This window comes from Bradyrhizobium sp. USDA 3397 (assembly GCF_054060965.1).
In genome coordinates this window covers 6,824,019-6,843,363 of the sequence record NZ_JBSSDS010000001.1, presented here as the reverse complement: position 1 = coordinate 6,843,363, position 19,345 = coordinate 6,824,019, and the positions used below count along the sequence as shown (strand labels likewise).

Annotated in this window: 20 protein-coding genes; 7 read left to right on the top strand and 13 right to left on the bottom strand. The window is 65.9% G+C overall.

The window, feature by feature from the left end; all coding sequences use genetic code 11:
- Window positions 1-88 precede the first annotated feature (88 nt).
- Window positions 89-289 carry a hypothetical protein gene (locus ACVWYQ_RS31635; RefSeq protein ID WP_057027387.1) on the top strand — a complete coding sequence of 67 codons (201 nt, stop codon included), beginning with the start codon at window positions 89-91 and terminating at the stop codon, window positions 287-289.
- A gap of 280 nt (window positions 290-569) precedes the next feature.
- Here the strand turns inward: ACVWYQ_RS31635 and ACVWYQ_RS31630 are convergent, their stop codons facing one another.
- From ACVWYQ_RS31630 to fliI, 6 genes are all read right to left on the bottom strand, one after another.
- A complete protein-coding gene (locus ACVWYQ_RS31630) occupies window positions 570-1,790 on the bottom strand; it encodes an NAD(P)/FAD-dependent oxidoreductase (RefSeq protein WP_271538813.1) in 1,221 nt (406 codons plus the stop codon).
- 117 nt (window positions 1,791-1,907) lie between these two features.
- On the bottom strand, window positions 1,908-2,867 hold the full coding sequence (locus ACVWYQ_RS31625; protein WP_157285281.1) for a helix-turn-helix transcriptional regulator: 960 nt from the start codon (window positions 2,865-2,867) through the stop codon (window positions 1,908-1,910).
- Between the two features lie 150 nt (window positions 2,868-3,017).
- Window positions 3,018-4,079 carry an anti-sigma factor gene (locus tag ACVWYQ_RS31620; protein WP_456726819.1) on the bottom strand — a complete coding sequence of 354 codons (1,062 nt, stop codon included), beginning with the start codon at window positions 4,077-4,079 and terminating at the stop codon, window positions 3,018-3,020.
- Window positions 4,080-4,116: 37 nt separating this feature from the next.
- A complete protein-coding gene (locus ACVWYQ_RS31615) occupies window positions 4,117-4,662 on the bottom strand; it encodes a sigma-70 family RNA polymerase sigma factor (protein WP_157285283.1) in 546 nt (181 codons plus the stop codon).
- A gap of 313 nt (window positions 4,663-4,975) precedes the next feature.
- Window positions 4,976-5,395, bottom strand: coding sequence for a flagellar export protein FliJ (gene fliJ, locus ACVWYQ_RS31610; protein WP_025032035.1), 420 nt, complete (start codon window positions 5,393-5,395; stop codon window positions 4,976-4,978).
- A 121-nt stretch (window positions 5,396-5,516) separates the two neighbouring features.
- Window positions 5,517-6,842 carry a flagellar protein export ATPase FliI gene (gene fliI, locus ACVWYQ_RS31605; protein ID WP_036011877.1) on the bottom strand — a complete coding sequence of 442 codons (1,326 nt, stop codon included), beginning with the start codon at window positions 6,840-6,842 and terminating at the stop codon, window positions 5,517-5,519.
- A 448-nt stretch (window positions 6,843-7,290) separates the two neighbouring features.
- On the opposite strand from fliI, the gene ctrA reads away from it, so the two are divergent.
- From ctrA to ACVWYQ_RS31585, 4 genes are all read left to right on the top strand, one after another.
- Window positions 7,291-7,992, top strand: a complete 702-nt coding sequence (gene ctrA, locus ACVWYQ_RS31600) for a response regulator transcription factor CtrA (protein WP_016848562.1) — start codon at window positions 7,291-7,293, stop codon at window positions 7,990-7,992.
- 165 nt (window positions 7,993-8,157) lie between these two features.
- The gene (locus ACVWYQ_RS31595; RefSeq protein ID WP_128262757.1) at window positions 8,158-8,562 is read left to right on the top strand and encodes a DUF350 domain-containing protein; all 405 of its coding nucleotides are present in this window, start codon (window positions 8,158-8,160) and stop codon (window positions 8,560-8,562) included.
- Window position 8,563: 1 nt separating this feature from the next.
- Entirely contained in the window at window positions 8,564-8,947 is a 384-nt protein-coding gene (locus ACVWYQ_RS31590; protein ID WP_157285284.1) for a hypothetical protein, read from the top strand.
- A 3-nt stretch (window positions 8,948-8,950) separates the two neighbouring features.
- Window positions 8,951-10,111 carry a glutathionylspermidine synthase family protein gene (locus tag ACVWYQ_RS31585; protein WP_456726818.1) on the top strand — a complete coding sequence of 387 codons (1,161 nt, stop codon included), beginning with the start codon at window positions 8,951-8,953 and terminating at the stop codon, window positions 10,109-10,111.
- A 156-nt stretch (window positions 10,112-10,267) separates the two neighbouring features.
- On the opposite strand, the gene ACVWYQ_RS31580 is transcribed toward ACVWYQ_RS31585, so the two are convergent.
- The 6 genes from ACVWYQ_RS31580 to chpT all read right to left on the bottom strand — a co-directional run bounded on the left by ACVWYQ_RS31580 (window position 10,268) and on the right by chpT (window position 16,971).
- Window positions 10,268-11,140, bottom strand: coding sequence for a CheR family methyltransferase (locus ACVWYQ_RS31580; protein ID WP_456726817.1), 873 nt, complete (start codon window positions 11,138-11,140; stop codon window positions 10,268-10,270).
- The gene (locus ACVWYQ_RS31575; protein ID WP_456726816.1) at window positions 11,137-12,324 is read right to left on the bottom strand and encodes a protein-glutamate methylesterase/protein-glutamine glutaminase; all 1,188 of its coding nucleotides are present in this window, start codon (window positions 12,322-12,324) and stop codon (window positions 11,137-11,139) included. The genes ACVWYQ_RS31580 and ACVWYQ_RS31575 overlap by 4 nt, the downstream gene beginning before the upstream one ends.
- Window positions 12,325-12,399: 75 nt before the next feature.
- Entirely contained in the window at window positions 12,400-12,765 is a 366-nt protein-coding gene (locus tag ACVWYQ_RS31570; RefSeq protein WP_007600538.1) for a response regulator, read from the bottom strand.
- A 75-nt stretch (window positions 12,766-12,840) separates the two neighbouring features.
- On the bottom strand, window positions 12,841-13,311 hold the full coding sequence (locus ACVWYQ_RS31565) for a chemotaxis protein CheW (RefSeq protein ID WP_036036030.1): 471 nt from the start codon (window positions 13,309-13,311) through the stop codon (window positions 12,841-12,843).
- Window positions 13,312-13,343: 32 nt separating this feature from the next.
- Window positions 13,344-16,121, bottom strand: coding sequence for a hybrid sensor histidine kinase/response regulator (locus ACVWYQ_RS31560; RefSeq protein WP_456726815.1), 2,778 nt, complete (start codon window positions 16,119-16,121; stop codon window positions 13,344-13,346).
- Between the two features lie 196 nt (window positions 16,122-16,317).
- Window positions 16,318-16,971, bottom strand: a complete 654-nt coding sequence (gene chpT, locus ACVWYQ_RS31555) for a histidine phosphotransferase ChpT (protein WP_198399822.1) — start codon at window positions 16,969-16,971, stop codon at window positions 16,318-16,320.
- Window positions 16,972-17,171: 200 nt separating this feature from the next.
- On the opposite strand from chpT, the gene ACVWYQ_RS31550 reads away from it, so the two are divergent.
- The gene (locus ACVWYQ_RS31550; protein WP_456726814.1) at window positions 17,172-17,996 is read left to right on the top strand and encodes a 3'(2'),5'-bisphosphate nucleotidase CysQ family protein; all 825 of its coding nucleotides are present in this window, start codon (window positions 17,172-17,174) and stop codon (window positions 17,994-17,996) included.
- A 9-nt stretch (window positions 17,997-18,005) separates the two neighbouring features.
- Here the strand turns inward: ACVWYQ_RS31550 and ACVWYQ_RS31545 are convergent, their stop codons facing one another.
- Window positions 18,006-18,491 carry a YHS domain-containing (seleno)protein gene (locus ACVWYQ_RS31545; RefSeq protein ID WP_157284948.1) on the bottom strand — a complete coding sequence of 162 codons (486 nt, stop codon included), beginning with the start codon at window positions 18,489-18,491 and terminating at the stop codon, window positions 18,006-18,008.
- A gap of 139 nt (window positions 18,492-18,630) precedes the next feature.
- Here ACVWYQ_RS31545 and ACVWYQ_RS31540 point away from each other — a divergent pair, with 139 nt between their 5' ends.
- The gene (locus tag ACVWYQ_RS31540; RefSeq protein ID WP_157284949.1) at window positions 18,631-19,236 is read left to right on the top strand and encodes a DUF1134 domain-containing protein; all 606 of its coding nucleotides are present in this window, start codon (window positions 18,631-18,633) and stop codon (window positions 19,234-19,236) included.
- The last annotated feature ends 109 nt before the right edge of the window (window positions 19,237-19,345 follow it).

Below are 19,345 nucleotides of genomic sequence, written 5' to 3'. Positions count from 1 at the left end.
CCCAATACTAGGTTGATGGGCACCGGAAGCATGAACCTGCCTCAAACGGCCGGCGACTACTTCGGGTAGATGGCGGCAGGAGGCTTCCATGAACCACTCGATCTACAGCGCAGATCGCGCGACCCATTTGAAAATCGTGGTCGTCGCCCTCGTCGCAGGGGTCGCGGTGGCTGGCCTCGGCATCACGGCACGCTCGGGTTCGGATGAAGGCCTGACCCAGACCGCCCACGTCATCAAGGCCGGCAAGCCGGTCGTTGTCACCAGTTCGAACGCGTCCCTCGTTCGCTAAGGAGATCTGACGAGTTTTGTGAATTCACGCGGCTCTTTACCAGCCCCCCAAAGTCGCCACGTGGATATGTAGACGACCCCAACCCCAAGTCGACTACAGAAAGCGCCCGCCCCCCACGGGCGCTTTCCCATTTCTGGTACCTCGTCATTGCGAGCGCACGCGCGTCCAATTCGTCATTGCTAGCGCAGCGAAGCAATCCAGACTTGCCTCCGCGGAAAGACTCTGGATTGCTTCGCTGCGCTCGCAATGACGGAGCAAGCGGCACGGCCCTGCCTGCCAACTACCTTCCCCCATACGTCGGCGGCGGCGCCTGCACGGTCGGAGCGGCCGCGGCAAACAGCTCGTCCTTGCGCCCCGAGAGCGGCGGATAGATGCGCTTGCGGTTGATGGTCTCTTTGGTCGCCTTTGCCTCCGCGCCTGTGGCACGGACCTCGCGATTCCATCCTTCCGTATAGAGCGCGCCCCAGCCGCCGAGATCGAGCACAGTGACGTACCAGTCGATCCGCAGCGGCAGCATGGGCAAGCCGACGAGATCGGCGACCACGTTGTGGCCGGCGAAGCGGCCCATGGGACGGGCGAACTGACAGGACATCACCGTCGGATGCAACCCGTCGATCACGGTCGAGGCGACGTCGCCGGCCGCGAACACGCCGTCGACATCGGCCACGCGCATGTAGGGATCGACGAGGAGACGCCCGAGGGAATCGCGCCCGCCCGGAAAGCTCGCCGCCAAAGGGCTTGCCCGCATGCCCGCGCACCAGATCACCGTCCGTGCCGGAATGAATTCGCCCGAGCTCAGGCGCATGCCCGCGGCCTCGATCGCGGCGACACGCACGCCGAGCCGCGTCTCGATGTCGAGCGAAGCCAGGGCCGTCTCGATCACCGGGCGCGCGTTCGCGCCGATGCTGGCGCCGACGCTCGGATTGGGATCGACGAGGATGATGCGGCGGCGGCCGGTGATCCCTGCGCGCGCCAACTGGTCCGGCATCTCGGCTGCGACTTCGATGCCGGTGAAGCCGGCGCCGACCACGACCACCGTTGAATGGCCCGGAGACGGCGCGCTGCGTCCGAGCGAAACCAGATGATCTTCAAGGCGGAGCGCCGCGGCATAGGTGTCGACGTCGAAGGCGTGTGCGGCCAGGCCGGGAATGTCGGGGCGCATCACCGCGCTGCCGAGCGCCAGCACCAGGCGGTCATAGTGCAGCGTCTCCTTGCCGGCGCTGGTGACGAGCGAGATTTCGCGCCGGGCCGGATCGATCGCCTCGACCTCGCCGACGCCGTGGCTGACGCCGATCGGATCGAGCAATTGCGGAAGCGGAAGCGCGACCTCGGCGAGATCGGCCTCGTAATTGCGCACGCGGATATTGTGATAGGGATTGCGGTCGACGAGACGGATCTCGATGTCGCGATCGCTCGCACCGATCTCCTCGCGCTTGCGCGCGGCGCCGATGGCCGCCCACAACCCCGCAAACCCGGCGCCGAGCACGACGATACGCGCCATCTCCGCCTACTGCACTTTCCAGAGGAAAAACTGCGGCCTGCCCGCAGAGACAGACTAGCGCAACAACACGCGCCGACCAAATGCGGCGGCGTCCGCGCCGCTGCACAAAATCGCGATTTATGCCTCGCGCAGCTCCGAGGGCGTCGTGCCGAAGCGCTTGCGGAAGGCGCGGTTGAAGTAGGACAGATCGGAGAAGCCGGAGGAATGCGCGATGTCGCTGATCTTGCGCATCCTGGCGCGGGGATCGCCGAGCAGCTTGCGCGCGTGGAGCAGGCGCTGCTCCAGCACGAATTCGGTGAAGGTCGTGCCGGCCTGCTCGAACAGGCGCTGGGCCTGGCGTGGGCTCAAGCCAGAGCGCGTCGCAACTTCGGCGAGGCAGAGATCGTTGCGGCCGAGTGCGGCCATCACGTCGGCGCGCATGAGATCGAGGCGCGCCGCCGCCTGCCCGCGACCGCGTGCGCGGCTTGCGTGCTCGGCATCGGTGCCGAGCAGGAGACCGACGAGATCGACCATGTGCTGCGCGGTCAGGCGCTGGCCGACCGCATCGAGATGCGGCGCGTGATTGGCGGCGATCGCGTGGTAGCGGAAGATGGTCTCGGCGACCGCGCCGTCGACGAGCACCTGCGAGAGCTTGTCCTCGGCGCGCGGATTGATGTCGAGCAGTGCACGGCGCGGCATGCGAATGCTGGTGAAGCGGTCGGCCTCGGTGTGGCCGACGGTCCCGGTCACGCTCATGTCGACAAGCACCATCTGGGCGGGCGCGAGCTCGACGGTGTGGCCGTTCTGCCCGACGCGGACGAGCCCTGCGTGGGCCGCGATCAGGACGAGATCGTCGCTGCCGTCGGCAAGTTGGCTCTGCGTGCGGGAATATTGCGCCGAGGCGCCTTCCGGAATGGCGAGCGTGATGTTGTCGACGACGCTGATCTGCAGCCGGCAATCGATGCTGTCGCCATGGCTCGGCCCGATATCGAGGCCGCAGCGACCGACGGCCCGCTCGCGCCAATGCTCGAAGGCCGGACCGTGCGGCAGGCCTGCATATTGGTGAAGGAAGATGCCCGGCGTTCTCGCTGCATCCATCTGATTTTCTCGCCCTTTCCGGCATCACCGACTTCAAATTCCGGGGATTTGACGCCGCGGAGCGAGCGGAGGTTCAAATCGGGGGCGGATTCGGGGGCACTTGTCGGGCTGCGACAGCGGGATGGACCGTGGCGACAGTCGCCGTGGCACCTATTTCTGCGCGGGCGCCTGCGGTTGGGACGGCGGCACGGTCTCGATCAGCTTGCCGGAAAACACCGGGGCGGAGGTCGGCTGGCCGTTCGGCGAGCCGCCCGCCTGCTCGACGGTGACGGCGAAGGTCGCGCTATTGACGACCTCGGCATCGTAGGAGGCGAGCAGTGGACGCGCGGTGAAATCGCCGGCACCGATCACGCCGAGCGAGCGCGGGCGCGGCAGCTTGTCCGAGATCAGCCAGAGCTCGAAGCTCTTGCCGGGCTCCGGCGTCGCGCCGACCTTCCGCACCGTGAAATTCCGCGTCGCGCCGTCGATGGTGAGGATGAAGGCGGGGCCGCCGCCCTGGCCCTGCAGCAGCGCGACATATTGCGCGGAGGCGGCGAGCGGCGCGGCCGGCGTCTTCACCTCCACCGTCTGGATGCGCGGCGGAGGACGCAAGGCGCTCGGCAGCGCATCGGGCAGGAAGATCTGCAGCGACAGCGTCACGAGCAGCGCAGCCGCGAGCGCACTGAGCACCGATGCGACGGTGCGCCAGCGCTTCACCCGGCCCTCGAGTCGAATCACATTGCTGTCGTCGGCGAGCGGCGCTTGGGGCGCACGGACGACGTTGGCATCCGGCGCATGGACTTGCGGGATGAATTGCGGCGCGATGTCCGGAAGAGCATCAGGATCGGGACGCGGCGCCTCAGTCGGCCCGGCTTCGGGCTGCAGCATCTCCGGCGGCTGCGAGCTCTCGGGCGGAGACTCCGCAGGTCGAAGCGAGAACGTCTCGGGCACAGGCGGCTGTGGTGGCGGCGAAGCTTCGGCAGGCGCAGGCGGCTCCTGCGCGGCGGTCGTGCGCGCGATCTCCGCCCTGATGTTCTCCCACACGATCGGACGCGGCTCGACCGAGCCGACCATCTGGTTGAGCACGCCGAGCCGATAGGCCCAGGCCTGCACGACCTCGGCGAACGCCGGGTCCACCGCCATCATGGTCTCGACCTGCGCGCGCTCGTCGGCGCCGAGCGTTCCGAGCGCATATTCCGCGGCGAGCGCGATATGGTCCTCCGTGTAGGCCATCAATTGCAGTCCAGAACCACCCTCATCATCCTAGCGCTCACAGTCCGAGGCACTCCCGGATATCCAGCATGCTGCGCCGCAGCCACGTCTTCACCGTGTTGACGGGCGCGGCGAATTTCTCCGCCAATTGCTCGCGGCTCCAGCCGTTGTAATAGGCGAGCAGCACGAGCCTCTGACGGTCCGGCTCGAGCCGGCCAATGCATTCCAGGAGCCGCTTCAGCTCCTCGGTCATCTCGCGGCGCGCCAGCGGATCGGGACTTTCGGCCGCGACCTCCATCGCCTGAGGCTCTTCCTCGATGGAGGCTTCCGACTTCTTGCGGACGATGTCGATGGCGCGGTTGCGCGCGATCGAGGCCATCCACGTGATCGGCGAGGACAGGGCCGGATTGAACTGGCCGGCGCTGCTCCAGATCTTGACGTAAGTCTCCTGAATGACCTCCTCCGCGAGATCCTGCCTGCGCAAGATACGGAGCACGACGCCATAGAGTTTCGCGCGCGTGGCGGCGTAGAGGCGCTCGAACGCGGCCTGATCGCCCTTCGCCACCGCCTCAATCAACCCGACCAGCTCCGCTGGCGTCAGCATTCAGCCCCCTGGACCGCGGTCCGTCGCTTCCCTTCACCTCTCCCCGACGGGGAGAGGTCGATTTGCGCAGCAAATCGGGTGAGGGGGCGCAGGGCCAACGGGAAACCGTCACCCCTCACCCGGCGCTCCGCGCCGACCTCTCCCAAGGGAGAGGCGGGCACCGCCGTCGCTGACACAGCATTCATTCCCGCCACCATAGCGCCGGGCCAAGCCGACCACCAAGGGGCGCGGCGCCACACTGTGGACAGCACATGCGAAAACCCGGACCTTGCGGGTCCGGGTTTTGGCAATTCCTGGAGGGGCGGCTAGCGGCTCAGGCGACGGCGCCGATGCGGGCACGCATCAGGCCGATGCTGTCGAGGTCGGCCTGCTCGCGGGCGTTCTCCTCGGCACGCTCGCGGGCCTGGTCGCGCTCGTCGAGCAGCTCGACCTTTTTCAGCTCCTCGAAGGCCTCGGCCAGTGCGGCCTTGGCTTCCTCGAGCTGGCCCTTGAGTTCGTCGGCCGAACGGGTCAGGTTCTCGCGGCGCTGGATCGCGGCTTTGGCGTAGGTCGGGTAGGCGAAGTGCGAGGGATCGTTGATCCCGGCGCGCTCCTGCTCGGTCTGGATCTCGCGTTCGAGATCGACCGACATGCGCTGGAAGTCGGCGATCATGGTCTCGATCTGGGTGACCCGGCGGCGCTTCTCGTCGACCTGAAACTTCTTCAGGCGGATGAGGGTATCTCGTGACTTCATCGACTCGTACTCCCCAGAAGTCCCCCCGCTGCACGTGGGACGATACCGGTCACCCCACGGGCCCGATCGGGGCCCAGACCGGCTCTGCTACTCTGTGGGATCGGATGATGACCGGACAAAGTTAGCGTTCCGTTTCCAAATTGCCGAGGATTTGCGCCAATTGGCGATAGCCCTCCGCGAGCGACGCCTTTTCGTCCTTGCGCTGGCGCAGGAAGGCTTCCAGCGGCTCGTTCAGGCGGATCGCCTCGTCGACCTCGGGACTGGAGCCGGCGCGGTAGGCACCGAGACGGATCAATTCCTCCATGTCGGCATAGGTCGCCATCACCTGGCGGGCACGCTGGATGACCGGCCAGAACTGCGGATCGGCCGATTTCGGCATCGTGCGCGAGACGGATTTGAGGATGTTGATCGCAGGATAGCGGCCGCGTTCGGCGATCGAGCGCTGCATCACGATGTGGCCGTCGAGGATGCCGCGCACGGCATCGGCGATCGGCTCGTTATGGTCGTCGCCGTCGACCAGCACCGTGAAGATCGCGGTGATGGCGCCCTCGCCCAATCCCGGCCCGGCACGCTCCAGCAGCTTCGGCAACTCGGTGAAGACGGTCGGCGTGTAACCCTTGGCCGTCGGCGGCTCGCCGGCAGACAGGCCGATCTCGCGCTGGGCCATGGCAAAGCGCGTCACCGAGTCCATCAGGCAGAGCACGTCCTTGTCCTCGTCGCGAAAATATTCGGCGACCGCGAGCGTCAGGTAGGCCGCCTGGCGGCGCATCAGCGCCGGCTCGTCGGAGGTCGCGACCACCACGACCGAGCGCGCGAGGCCCTCCTCGCCGAGATCGTCCTGCAGGAATTCCTGCACCTCGCGGCCGCGTTCGCCGATCAGCCCGATAACGCTGACATCGGCATCGACGTTGCGCGCCAGCATCGACAGCAGCACCGACTTGCCGACGCCGGAGCCTGCGAAGATGCCCATGCGCTGACCGCGGCAGCAGGTGAGAAAGGTGTTCATGGCGCGCACGCCGAGATCGAGCGGGCTGCCGACGCGCTTGCGCGAATGTGCGGGCGGCGGCGTATTGCGGAACGGCATCGGCGAAGAGCCCTGCGGCAGCGGCCCCTTGCCGTCGATCGGCTCGCCCAGCGCATTGACGACGCGTCCGAGCCAGGCCGCGGACGGCCGCACCTGGTTGGCGGCATTGGCGATGACCGCCTTGCAGCCGCGGCGCACGCCCTCGAGGCCGGCGAACGGCATCACCACGGCATTGTTGCCGGAGAAGCCGATCACCTCGCACGGAATGGTGCGGTTGGCGCCGGTCTCGATCACCAGCCGCGCGCCGACCGACATCGCGTGGATAGGGCCGGCCACCTCGACCATCAGACCGCGAACGCCGACCACGCGGCCATAGATGTTGATGCCGTCGATGTCGCCGATCTGTTCGGCCAGCGCCTTCATAGGGGGGCCTTCATCAGCAGCGCACCTTCATATGAGGGTCCTCATGAGATGGTCGCCTTCGGTGATCCCGGGACATCACGGTGAAAACCTTAAGTTTCGCCATATTTCTGAACGGCGCTTAACTTCGTGTTTACCCGCATCATTAATCATTGCGTCACTGTCTTTGAGACTGAGCGTGACTCCCCTTCAGAAGAAGGCTGAGTCGCGGGAGTCGGTTAGGCCCGTCTCTTAAAGTGGAGCTTGAACGGAATCGGGTAACGAAAGCTGCTTCGTACGCAAGACCTTAGGGCGATTCGACATAAATTGCACCGGGGGGACTTGCGTTCCAGAATCAGACTTTGTTAACCATCTGTTGTCAGGATCCGAATCAGTTGTTCAAAGGCGTTTTGTTGAGTGCCGCGAATGCGGCCGACCTGACGCCCAGGAGCGGCGACTATGGGGAACTGGCATGCGCGTTTTGCTGATTGAAGATGACAGCGCCGTCGCGCAGTCGATCGAGCTGATGCTGAAGTCGGAGAGCTTCAACGTCTACACGACCGATTTGGGGGAAGAAGGCGTCGATCTCGGTAAACTATACGATTACGACATTATTCTCCTCGACCTCAACCTGCCCGACATGTCCGGCTACGATGTGCTCAAGCAGCTCCGGGTCTCCAAGATCAAGACACCGATTCTGATCCTCTCCGGCCTCGCCGGCATCGAGGACAAGGTCAAGGGTCTCGGCGTCGGTGCCGACGACTACATGACCAAGCCCTTTCACAAGGACGAGCTGGTGGCCCGCATCCACGCCATCGTGCGCCGCTCCAAGGGCCATGCCCAGTCGGTCATCCAGACCGGCGACCTCGTCGTCAACCTCGACACCAAGACGGTGGAAGTCGGCGGCCAGCGCGTGCATCTGACCGGCAAGGAGTATCAGATGCTGGAGCTGCTCTCGCTCCGCAAAGGCACGACCCTCACCAAGGAAATGTTCCTCAACCACCTCTATGGCGGCATGGACGAGCCCGAGCTGAAGATCATCGACGTCTTCATCTGCAAGCTCCGCAAGAAGCTCGCCAACGCCTCCGAGGGCCGCAACTTCATCGAGACCGTCTGGGGCCGCGGCTACGTGCTGCGCGAGCCGCACGAGGCCGACGAGCGCATCCCCGCCTGATCCCTGGGGTTTACGTCGCGAGCCCAGTCAGGCTCGCTCCTCCCAGCCTGGACCCCGCCGCAAATGGCGGGGTTTTCGTTTTTGGGGGACGCTTCATCGGAAGCTTAACGTTTGAACCACTAGCCTTCCCCTGCCGACGAATGGTCGCTGCACGATGGGGGAACGATGATCCTGCAATCACTCGCCGGCCTGCCCGCCTTCCTGGTCTATTTCTGCACCGGGCTGATCGCGATCGTGGCCTATCTGTTCGTCTACACCCGCATCACGGCGCATAACGAATTCCAGCTCATTCGCGACAACCAGCCGGCCGCGGCGATCGCGCTCGGGCTCAGCCTGCTCGGCTTCGTGGCGCCGCTGGTCAGCGCCATCGCGCATTCGGCCAACGTGCTGGACTGCCTGATCTGGGCGACGATCGCGCTCATCGTGCAGGTCATCGTGTTCTATCTCGTCAAGGTTCCGGTGCCGGACTTGTCGAGGCGCATCGATGACGGCGAGCTTGCCCCCGCGATCTGGCTCGGCCTGTCCTCGCTCGCCGCGGGACTACTCAACGCCGCCAGCATGATCTACTGACATGGCCGACAAACCCACCAAGAAGGAGTTCGGAAAGCGCCGGCCAGTCGCCGAGCCGCCGCGACCGCCGGTGAAGCGCTCCGGCCACGTCGCGCTGCTGGTGATGGGCACGATCGCCGTCGGCACCACGGCCTATACCTTAATGCCGCGGCAGAACTGCGAGCCCACGCCCGGCACCGTGCCGGGGCAGACGACCACGACCTGCACCAGCAGCAGCAGCAGTTCGTCGGGCGGCAGCAGCTCGCGTTGGTCGTCGCGATCGAGCCTGTTCAGCGGCGATTCCTCCAGCCATACCTCGTCGGGAACGTCGTCCGATATCAGCCACAGCAGCGTGAGCCGCGGCGGCTTCGGCTCGTTCGGCCACGGCTTCTCGGGCGGCGGCTGATCCATGCAGCGCATCACTTGCCTGGAGCGCGACGACTGGCGAGAGACCGCGGCACGATGCGGCTTCGTCTTCCACACCATCGACGGCGAGCGCTATTGGGACGAGCGCGCCTATTACGGCTTCACGCTGGACGAGATCGAGCGCAGCATCGAGGCGCCGACCGGCGAGATCGACGCGATGTGCCTGGAGCTTGCCGGCCGCGTCATCGGCGACGAGCGGCATCTGCGGCGCTTGAAGATTCCGGAAGCGTTCTGGGGCCTGATTGCCGAGAGCTGGAAGCGCCACGACCGCAGCCTCTATGGCCGGCTCGATCTGAGGTTCGACGGCAAGTCGCCGGCAAAGCTGCTCGAATACAACGCGGACACGCCGACCTCGATCTTCGAGGCCGCGGTGTTCCAATGGAGCTGGCTCGAACAGGCGATCGAACGCCGCGTCATCCCTTCGCGTGCCGACCAATTCAACTCCATCCACGAGCGGCTGATCGCTGCATGGAAGGAGATCGCTGGGAGCCGTCACGTCCATCTCACAGGGATCACCGGCAACGAAGAGGACGCCGGCACGCTCGCTTATCTCGAAGACACCGCGCGCCAGGCCGGACTCTCGACGACGCTGCTCGACATCGAGCAGGTCGGCTGGCGCGACGAGGCCGGCGGCTTCGTCGATCTCGGCGAGAACGACATCGCGCTCGCCTTCAAGCTCTACCCCTGGGAATGGATGTTCCAGGACACCTTCGGCGCAAAGCTGAAGGATGCTCCGACGCGCTGGATTGAACCGCCGTGGAAGGCGGTGCTCTCCAACAAGGGCATCTTGCCGCTGCTCTGGGAGATGTTTCCGAACCATCCCAATTTGCTGCCGGCCTTCTTCGAGGATGATCCGCGCGCCGCCGAGCTCGGCACGTCCTATGTGCGCAAGCCGCTGCTGTCGCGCGAAGGCGCCAATGTCACGATCGTGTCCGGCGGCCTGCCGCTCGACGAGCAGACGGGGCCGTACGGCGCCGAAGGTTTCGTACGTCAGGCCTTGTCACCGCTGCCGAACTTTTCGGGCTTCTATCCGGTGATCGGAAGCTGGCTGGTGAACCACGAGCCCTGCGGGCTGTCGATCCGCGAGGACGAGAGCCCGATCACGGGCAACCGCTCGCGCTTCTTGCCGCATGCGATTTTGTGATTTTGTCATTCCGGGGCGCGACAAAGTCGCGAGCCCGGAATCCATAACCACAGTCGGATGAAATGGCCCTGGTCTAACCGCCTGCCTATTTCGATGGCCTGTGGTTATGGATTCCGGGCTCCGCGCTAATGCGCGGCCCGGGATGACAAAGAGAACTCACCTCGCCGCGGCGATCTTGAGCGACGGCGGCATCAATCCGCCCATCGGACGGCCGGAGCGCGCGGGGTTGAGCTGATAGAGGCCGCGGCGATCGGCGATGGGGCGGAACGCGTCCGTGATGCCGACGACGGATTCGGCCGCCCCGAGCAGCAACGTGCCGTCGGCCTCCATCGCCTTCGCCAGGCGCTCGAAAATCACCGCCTTGGTGTCCTGGTCGAAATAGATCAGCACGTTGCGGCAGAAGATCACGTCGAACGTGCCGAGATGGGAGAAGTCCTGCAGCAGATTGAGCTGGCGGAACTGCACCATGGCGCGAATGTCGGCGTTGAGCTGCCAGAGCTCGCCGGTTTGCGTGAAGTATTTCACCAGATGCTGGATCGGAAGGCCGCGCTGCACCTCGAACTGGCTGTAGAGGCCGGCCTTGGATTTCTCCAGCACCTCCTGCGACAGATCGGTGGCGACGATCTCGATGCGCCACCCCGCGAGCGCCGCGCCCATCTCCTTCACGCACATCGCGATCGAATAGGGCTCCTGCCCGGTCGAGGCGGCCGCCGACCAGATGCGAATCGACTTGCGCGCCGCACGCGCCTGGATCAGGCCCGGCAGGATGGTGTCGCGCAAGTGATCGAACGGAATCTTGTCGCGGTAGAAGAACGTCTCGTTGGTGGTCATCGCTTCGACCACGTCGGTCGCAAGCCGGCCGTCGCCGTTCCTGATCTTCAGGACGAGGTCGGGGATGCCGGGAAGGCTTGCCTTGCGGGCGAGCGGCAGCAGCCGGCTTTCGACCAGATATTGCTTGTCGGCGGAGAGATCGAGACCGGAGCGCTCTTTCAGGAACTTGCGCAGATAGTCGTAATCGGCGGGCGTCACGAACGGTCTCCCGCGAACAGGCGGTTGACCTTGGCGCCGATCTGGTTGAGCGGCAGGATCGCCGCGCAGATGCCGGCATTGGCCGCCGCGCCGGGCATGCCCCAGACCACGCTGGAGGCTTCGTCCTGCGCGATCACGCTGCCGCCGGCCGCGACGATGTCCTTGCCACCGCGCATGCCGTCCGAGCCCATGCCGGTCAGGATCACCGAGAGGATGTTGCCGTGCCAGACGTCGATGGCGGAGGTGAAGAGCGGATCGACCGCAGGCTTGCAGAAATTGACGGCGGGGCCGTCGTCGAGCGCGATCACAGGATCGGCGCCGCTGCGCGTGACGCGCATGTGCTTGCCGCCCGGTGCGAGGTAGATCCGTCCCGGCTTCACCGGCTCGCCGTCGACCGCCTCAGCCGCCGGCCGGCGGCTCGAGCGCGCCAGATGCTCGGCCAGGATGGTGGTGAAGGTCGGCGGCATGTGCTGGGTGATCAGCACCGGGAAGCGATCGATCACCGGGCCGAGCTCGGTGACGAGCGCCATCAGCGCCTGAGGCCCGCCGGTCGATGAGCCGATCAGCAGCACCTTGGGCGCCTGGGTCGAGAACGGACGCGTTGACACCGAGCCTGACGAGGGGGCCGGAGCGGGCGCAGGCGCGGCAGGCCGCGCGACAGGACTGCGCGCGACGGGAGCCGGGCTCGCGGGCGCCAGCGGCGGGCTCGCAACCGCAGACTTGCGACGCAGCCGGGCGCCGAGATGGCGGATCTTCTGGATCAGGTCGTGATGGAAGATATCCGCGGCCGACGCCTCACGCGTCGATTCCGGCTTGGGAATGTAATCGGCCGCGCCGAGCGACAAGGCCTTGAAGCTGATCTCCGCGTTGCGGCGGGTCAGGGTCGAAGCCATGATGATGACGAGATCGCGCTTCTTGGCGAGCAGTTGCGGCAGCGCCGAGAGGCCATCGAGCTCGGGCATTTCGATGTCGAGCACGGCAACATCGGGATTGATGCGCTCGAGCTGGTTGACCGCCTCGAGCCCGGTGCGCAGCGAGGCCGCGACCTCCATGTCGGGCTCGGCACCAATCCAGCGCGAGATCAGACCGCGGATGACGACCGAGTCGTCGACGATCATCACCCGCAGCGGCCCGGTTTCGCGCGACGTGCCCGTGGTCGAATTACCTGCGAACGCAACACTCATTACCCACCAACTCAGACTGAAACGGTTCAGTTGAAAACAAGCGCCGAAGGATCCGTTCAGCCTCCGGGCGATCGCTCAGATCAGGCCGACTTCCTGAAATTTCGCCGTCACGATGTCCTTGTCGAACGGCTTCATGATGTATTCGTTGGCGCCGGCGTGCAGAGCGCGCGCGATATGCGCGACGTCGTTCTCGGTGGTGCAGAACACCACCTTGGGCTGGTCGCCGCCGGGCATTCGCCTGAGATGGCCGAGGAACTCGTAGCCATCCATGACCGGCATGTTCCAGTCGAGCAGCACCGCGTCCGGCAGGCCGCGCTTACAGGCCTCCAGCGCCTTCTCACCGTCCTCGGCTTCGAGGATTTGGAAGTCGAGCCCCTCCAGGATCCGGCGCGCAACCTTTCGGATGACGCTGGAATCATCAACGACGAGACAAGTTCGCATGTGAACCTCTGCTTCCTTCCCCCCTTTGCGGGGGCACTTCCAATCGCAAGTCCCTCGGCGGCAAATGCCGCCGTATCAGGCCGCCATCATCTCGGGCGCGAGCTCGAGGACGCGGTCGACGTCGAGGACGACCATGAGCTGTCCGTCGAGGCGGTGGACGCCGCCGGCGAGCTTGGCCATGCGGGGGTCGAGGTTGACGGGGTTTTCTTCCTTGCCGTCCTCGGGCAGGCGCAGCACCTCGCCGATCTGGTCGATCAGGAGGCCATAGGATTCGCCGCGCAGGTCGACGCCGACCGCCATCGCGGTCTTGCCGTCCTCGTCCTTGGGCAGGCCGAGGCGCGAGCGCATGTCGACCACGGTGACGATGCGGCCGCGCAGGTTCAAAACGCCGGCGATCTCGCGCGAGGCCAGCGGCACGCGGGTGACGCGCTCGGGCATGAACACGTCCTGGACGCGGGAGATCGGCAGGCCGAACAGCTGGCCGCCGATCATCGCGGTGACGTACTCGACCATGGCGCCTTCAGCGGACTGGGTCTTCTTGCTCATTTCAGTGTCTCCTGGTCCATGCCGCTTACGGTTTAAGCCGCGGCCGCCCGGCTCAGCTCGGAGGCGCCGGCGGCGCCCGCGGTCTGCTCCTTCAGCGCCGCGATCAGGCCGGGACGGTCGAACTTGGCGACGTAATCGTGGAAGCCGGCCTGACGGCCGCGCTCGATCGCCGCCGGCGACACCAGCGCCGACAGGCCGATGATCGGCGTCGCGGCGAGGTTGTTGTCGGAGCGGACGACTTCCGCGAACTCGAACCCGTTCATGTCGGGCATCTCGATGTCGGTCAGGATCACATCGAAGTTTTGGGCGCGCAGTGCTGCCAGGCCCTCCTGCGCGGTCGGCGCGGTGCGGACGCGGTAGCCAGCCGCCTTCAGCACCGGCGCCAGCATGTTGCGGAAGAAGGCCGAGTCGTCGACCAGTAGCACCGACTGCGAATGCAGCGACGGCTTCATCTCCTTGCGGGTGAACCAGTCGGCGAACGCCATCGGCAGGAAGTGGCCGACGTCGATCACCTCGGTGGCCTGGCCCTTGATCACGGCCGAGCCGAGAATGCCGGAGGAGGAGCCGCCGACCTCGATGTTGAGCCGTTCCTCGACGATGTCGATGATCTCGTCGACGACGAGGCCCATGGAGCGGCCGTCGTCGGCGAACACCAGGATCGGCTGGGCGCCCTGGGAAGCGATGGTGACGCCTTCCATGGCCACCAGCGGCATCAGCTGCTCGCGGTACTGCACCATGTAGCGGCCGTTCGAGAACTCGATCTTGTCGGCCGGCAGCTCCTCCAGGCGCGTGACGAGGCCGAGCGGGACCGCCTTGGGCTGCGACGAGCCGGCGCGGAACACCAAGAGCGAGGTGGTCTGCTCGCCACTTCCGATGTGATGGCCGGCCGCTTCGTCGCCCATGCCATGGGCCGAGGAGCCGGCGGCGCCGAGCGCCTTGGCGATGCCGTTGGGATCGATGATCATGATGACCGCGCCATCGCCCAGAATGGTGTTGCCGGAGAACATGTCGATGTGGCGCAGTTTTGTCGACATCGGCTTGACCACGATTTCTTCGGTGTGGAACACGCCGTCGACGACGATGCCAAAGGTCTGGCTGCCGACTTGCGTCACCACGATGAAGCCGTTCTCGGGATCGGAGGCCGCGCCGTCGTCGATCTTCAGGAGCTTCTTCAGATGGATCAGCGGCAGCAGCTTGTTGCGCAACCTGAGCACCGCGGTGTCCTTGATGCGCTCGATGCGGTGCTCGGAGTTGGCGCGGGCGCGGACCAATTCCACGACCGAGAGCTGCGGGATCGCAAAGCGGTCGCCGGCGGCTTCGACGATCAGCGCCGAGACGATGGCGAGCGTCAGCGGGATCTTGATGGTGACGGAGCTTCCTTCGCCCGCGACCGACTTGATGTCGATGGTGCCGCCGATCTGGTCGATATTGGTGCGGACCACGTCCATGCCGACGCCGCGGCCCGACACCGAGGTGATGGCAGCGGCAGTGGAGAAGCCCGGCGCGAAGATGAACTTGTGGATCTGGGCTTCGCTCATCTTCTCGAGCTCGGCCTCGGTGACGAGACCGGACGAGAGCGCCTTGGCCTTGATCTTCTCGGTGTTGAGGCCGCGGCCGTTGTCGGCGATGCAGATGATGATGTGGCCGCCCTCGTGATAGGCGGACAGGCGAATGGTGCCCTGCTCGCCCTTGCCGCTGGCGAGGCGCTCGGCGGGGGTCTCGAGGCCGTGATCGGCGGAGTTGCGCACCATGTGGGTGAGCGGGTCCTTGATCAGGTCGAGCACCTGGCGGTCGAGCTCGGTGTCGGCGCCGTGCATCTCGAGCTCGATCTGCTTGCCGAGTTCGGATGAGAGGTCGCGGACGATGCGGGGCAGCTTCTGCCAGGCATTGCCGATCGGCTGCATGCGCGTCTTCATGACGCCTTCCTGCAGCTCGGCGGTGACGTTGGAGAGGCGCTGCAGCGGCACCTTGAACTCGGTGTCCTCGTTGCGGCGGGAGATCTCCAAGAGCTGGTTGCGGGTCAGGACCAGCTCGGAGACCATGGTCATCAGGTGCTCCAGCGTATCCACGTTGACGCGGATCGACTGGTTGGCGATGCGGTCGCCCTCGCCCGCCATCTCGTCGGCCATCGACTTCTTCGGCGCGGCCTTTTCCCTGGCGGGTTTTGCGGCAACGGGCGCTTCAGCAGCTGCCGCGGGCTCGGCCTTGACCTCGGCCTTGGCAACGGGCGCGGGCACTTCGATCGCGGTCTCGCGGAAGGCGCGCTCGAGCTCGTCGAGCGAGACCTCGCCCGGACGCAAGGGGCGCTCCAGGGTCTGATCGACCAGCGTGCCCATGGTCATCTCCTTGGCGGGGGCGGCTGCAGCGGTGGGCGCTTCCGGCACCAGCGGCGGAGCTTCGGCGACGGGAGCGCTGCCTGCCGCCATGGCGGCCATGCCCTGCTCGACCATCGCCTCCAGCTTGTCGATGAGATCGCGGTCGTTGCCTTCCGGCTCGGCCTCGGTCGCCTCCAGGCCAGCCAAAATCTCCTTGATGCGGTCGATCGAGGACAGGATCACCGTCACCGCCTCGGCGGTGACAGGCATGCCGTCGCGGAATTTGCCCATCAGGGTCTCGCCGGCATGGGCCAGCGCTTCCAGCCGCGGCAGGCCGAGGAAGCCGCAGGTGCCCTTGATGGTGTGGACCAGGCGGAAGATGTTATCCAGGATCTTGGCGTTGTTCGGCTCCTGCTCGAACTTCACCAGCTGATTGTCCACGGTGTCCAGGCTCTCGCTGGTCTCCGTCAGAAACTCCCGCAACAGATCATCCATGAAAACAGGCCTTCATACAGGAAAGGCGCGCACGAGGCGTGATGCGCCATTTCGGAATGGGGCCAGCTTCACCGCAAAGCGTTTAATATTGGTTGAGTATGTGCAAAAGAACGGCACCAACAAAGAGATAAGGCGCTCCGGACAAGCCGAAGCGCCTCGTAAAGAATAGATTAAGAGGTCGGGCGCGACGCGCCGTTTACGAAGCGGTAACGATGATGGCTTCGCCTTCCGGCTTGAGCGTCACGGTGAGCCCGCAGGCCTGCGCCAGCAGCCGCGTATAGTAAGGCTGGATCGCATGCGCATCGGCAGCCGGCCCGCGCTCGCCGCTCAGGAGCTCGGAGATGTTCTGCGGCAGGCGTGCATTGTGTCCGGTCGCGGTGATGCGGAAGCTCATCGCCTCGCCCTCGCCGACCGGATCGACCGTCAGCATGCCGCCGCGCGGGATCGTGTGCTGGGCGACGACCAGCATGTTGAGCAGCAGCTTGACGCGGTTCTTCGGCAGCAGCAGCCGCGGCAGATTCCAGGTGATCGAGCACTTGCCGTCCTCGATATGGCCCTTCGCCATGGTGTGGGCATCGCCGAGATCGATCTGCGCGCCGGAGGAGCCGGCCGCGCCGAAGGCAAGGCGGCAGAACTGGAGCCGGGCGGAGGCCGTCTTGGCGCTCTTGCGAATCAGGTCGAGCGCGAACTCGCGATCCTCGGGCTTGGGATCGTCGTCGAGCACTTCGAGCCCGTTGACGATGGCGCCGACGGGGCTGATGAGATCGTGGCAGACCCGCGAGCACAACAGCGCGGCGAGTTCGAGCATATCGGGAGCGGCAGTGGTCGCGGGCGACGAAGCGTCAGACATATAATGGGGTCCTGGAGGGTTCCTTGCACGGCGCTGGACGCCGCGAATCACGCATGCTTGACGGATGCTGCGGGTTCTAACATTCGCAACCCCGCGGCAGCTAGCTTGCGATCGGCTCGAGGCGGCCCTAAGCCCCAAGCGAATCGATCGGGGCGAATCAGTGGATGAGGAACGATATTGCCGACAGATGAGGCATCCAGGTGAAGCGGATCATTGACGGAGCGGCCGCTGCCGGCCTGATGGAGCCGCTGACTGCGCTGGTGGTGAAGGCGGGCGAAGCGATCCTCGCCGTCAACCGCGCGGCCATGCGGATCGACGGCAAGCAGGATGGCTCGCCGGTGACCGAGGCCGACCTTGCCGCCGACCGCATCATCGCGGACGGACTCGCGCAGCTCGCGGGCGACGTTCCGACGCTGTCGGAGGAGCGGACCCAGCTCGCCTCCCCGCCGTTCCAGGGCAGCTTCTTCCTGATCGATCCGCTCGACGGCACCAAGGAGTTCCTCGCCGGCCGCGACGAGTTCACCGTCAACCTCGCCTTGGTGACGGACGGCGTGCCGCTGCTCGGCATCGTCTCCGCACCCGCACTCGGCCTGCTCTGGCGCGGCATCGTCGGCCGCGGCGCCGAGCGCGTGAGGTTCAACGGCGCGACGATCGCCGCCGCCGAGTTGATCCGCACCCGCAAGCTGCCGACGCGCGGGGAGCCTTGGATCGCCGCAGTGAGCCGTTCGCACGGCGATGCCAGAAGCGAGGCGTTCATCGCCGACAGGCCCCATGCCGTCAGGATGACGTGCGGCTCGGCCGTGAAATTCGGCCGCATCGCGGAAGGCAGCGCCGACATCTATCCCCGTTTCGGGCCGACCTCGGAATGGGACGTCGGGGCCGGCTGCGCGGTCGTGACCGCGGCCGGCGGCAAGGTGACCGACGGCGGGGGCGGCGAGCTCCGATTCGGTCAGCGCAGCGACACCGGCTTCATCATCCCGGAGTTCATCGCCTGGGGCGACAAGCAGGCGGTAGGCTGCTACTGACCGGGCTCGTTACTGCCCGAGCTTCTCCTGCAGGGCCGGCCAACGCTTACCCACCTCATAGAGGAAGCGCTCGGGATCGGCGACGAAGGCGTCGCGATTGTCTTCCCGGCTGAACAAATAGAGCCGCTGCGCCACGATCGCGAAGAAATGCGGATTGGCGGCGACGGTGATGCCGCGGGCGATATCGACCGGATCATAACCGCCGAATTGCGGTCCGTAGATTTCGGGATGGGCCTGGAAAGAGGCGCGGTTGCCCTCGTTCCGGAAGCGCCAGACGGCCCCCCAGAGGTTCGCCTCGAACTCCGCCGTCCCCTGCACGGCCGCACCGGCGACGAAATAGGCGACGGGGTCGAAACCCTCGATGGCGACGCCGCTGAAGCGATTGACGACGATCCGCTCAGTGGTGGCGGCCCCTGTCGGTCCGCCGGCACCGAGGATCCAAATGCCGGCCAGCAGGCAGAGGCGGCGGGCGATCAAGGCAATTCCGGGGCGCAAAGGGCTATCTTCCTGCCGTTGTGCCGTCATAGTTGCTGCGGATAACATCCGAGTCGAGGGGACACCCGGCGCAACCTAGAGCCATGCCTGTTGGCGTGAGGTTAAGGAAGCGACCGGATTCGGTACCAGGGGTTCTTTTATGACTTTCGCATCACGCCTTGCTGCGCTCGCGCTTGCCGCGATGATCGGCTGGATCGTGCCGGCCTCCGCCCAGCAGGCGCCGCCGCCTGACCTGCCGCCGCCGCAGCGGACCCCGACGCCCAATACCTATGGGCCGGACGAGCTCGTTACCGCCGGCCATCGCTTCTTCGGCAACGTCTCGCGCGGGCTCGCCTCGATCATCGAGAAGGCGGTCAGCCAATGGGGCCTGCCGAACGGCTACATCCTGGGTGAGGAAGGCTCCGGCGCCTTCGTCGCCGGCCTGCGCTACGGCGAGGGCACGCTCTACACCAAGAACGCCGGCGACTTGCGCGTCTACTGGCAGGGCCCCTCGCTCGGCTTCGACTGGGGCGGCGACGGCGCCCGCACCATGACGCTGGTCTACAACCTGCCCGCCACCAACGCGATCTACCAGCGCTTCGGCGGCATCGACGGCTCGGCCTACATCATCGGCGGCTTCGGCATGACGGCGCTCACCGCCAACAACATCGTGCTGGTGCCGATCCGCTCCGGGCTCGGCCTGCGCCTCGGCGCCAATATCGGCTATCTCAAATACACCCCGCGGGCGACCTGGAACCCGTTCTAGGCCCGCGTCCTCCCCACTGCCCACCGATCAAGGTTAACGACAGAGCGGGGCTGGCTTTCTGCCGGCCCGCCATGGCATTGTCGTTGGTGAATTTTTCCTTAAGCTTGGG

What these genes read in the sequence shown, in the direction of transcription:
- ACVWYQ_RS31635 (WP_057027387.1), top strand. Translation starts at nt 89, where the DNA reads ATGAACCACTCGATCTACAGCGCAGATCGCGCGACCCATTTGAAAATC.
- ACVWYQ_RS31630 (WP_271538813.1), bottom strand. Translation starts at nt 1,790, where the DNA reads ATGGCGCGTATCGTCGTGCTCGGCGCCGGGTTTGCGGGGTTGTGGGCG.
- ACVWYQ_RS31625 (WP_157285281.1), bottom strand. Translation starts at nt 2,867, where the DNA reads ATGGATGCAGCGAGAACGCCGGGCATCTTCCTTCACCAATATGCAGGC.
- ACVWYQ_RS31620 (WP_456726819.1), bottom strand. Translation starts at nt 4,079, where the DNA reads ATGGCCTACACGGAGGACCATATCGCGCTCGCCGCGGAATATGCGCTC.
- ACVWYQ_RS31615 (WP_157285283.1), bottom strand. Translation starts at nt 4,662, where the DNA reads ATGCTGACGCCAGCGGAGCTGGTCGGGTTGATTGAGGCGGTGGCGAAG.
- fliJ (WP_025032035.1), bottom strand. Translation starts at nt 5,395, where the DNA reads ATGAAGTCACGAGATACCCTCATCCGCCTGAAGAAGTTTCAGGTCGAC.
- fliI (WP_036011877.1), bottom strand. Translation starts at nt 6,842, where the DNA reads ATGAAGGCGCTGGCCGAACAGATCGGCGACATCGACGGCATCAACATC.
- ctrA (WP_016848562.1), top strand. Translation starts at nt 7,291, where the DNA reads ATGCGCGTTTTGCTGATTGAAGATGACAGCGCCGTCGCGCAGTCGATC.
- ACVWYQ_RS31595 (WP_128262757.1), top strand. Translation starts at nt 8,158, where the DNA reads ATGATCCTGCAATCACTCGCCGGCCTGCCCGCCTTCCTGGTCTATTTC.
- ACVWYQ_RS31590 (WP_157285284.1), top strand. Translation starts at nt 8,564, where the DNA reads ATGGCCGACAAACCCACCAAGAAGGAGTTCGGAAAGCGCCGGCCAGTC.
- ACVWYQ_RS31585 (WP_456726818.1), top strand. Translation starts at nt 8,951, where the DNA reads ATGCAGCGCATCACTTGCCTGGAGCGCGACGACTGGCGAGAGACCGCG.
- ACVWYQ_RS31575 (WP_456726816.1), bottom strand. Translation starts at nt 12,324, where the DNA reads ATGAGTGTTGCGTTCGCAGGTAATTCGACCACGGGCACGTCGCGCGAA.
- ACVWYQ_RS31570 (WP_007600538.1), bottom strand. Translation starts at nt 12,765, where the DNA reads ATGCGAACTTGTCTCGTCGTTGATGATTCCAGCGTCATCCGAAAGGTT.
- ACVWYQ_RS31565 (WP_036036030.1), bottom strand. Translation starts at nt 13,311, where the DNA reads ATGAGCAAGAAGACCCAGTCCGCTGAAGGCGCCATGGTCGAGTACGTC.
- ACVWYQ_RS31560 (WP_456726815.1), bottom strand. Translation starts at nt 16,121, where the DNA reads ATGGATGATCTGTTGCGGGAGTTTCTGACGGAGACCAGCGAGAGCCTG.
- chpT (WP_198399822.1), bottom strand. Translation starts at nt 16,971, where the DNA reads ATGTCTGACGCTTCGTCGCCCGCGACCACTGCCGCTCCCGATATGCTC.
- ACVWYQ_RS31540 (WP_157284949.1), top strand. Translation starts at nt 18,631, where the DNA reads ATGACTTTCGCATCACGCCTTGCTGCGCTCGCGCTTGCCGCGATGATC.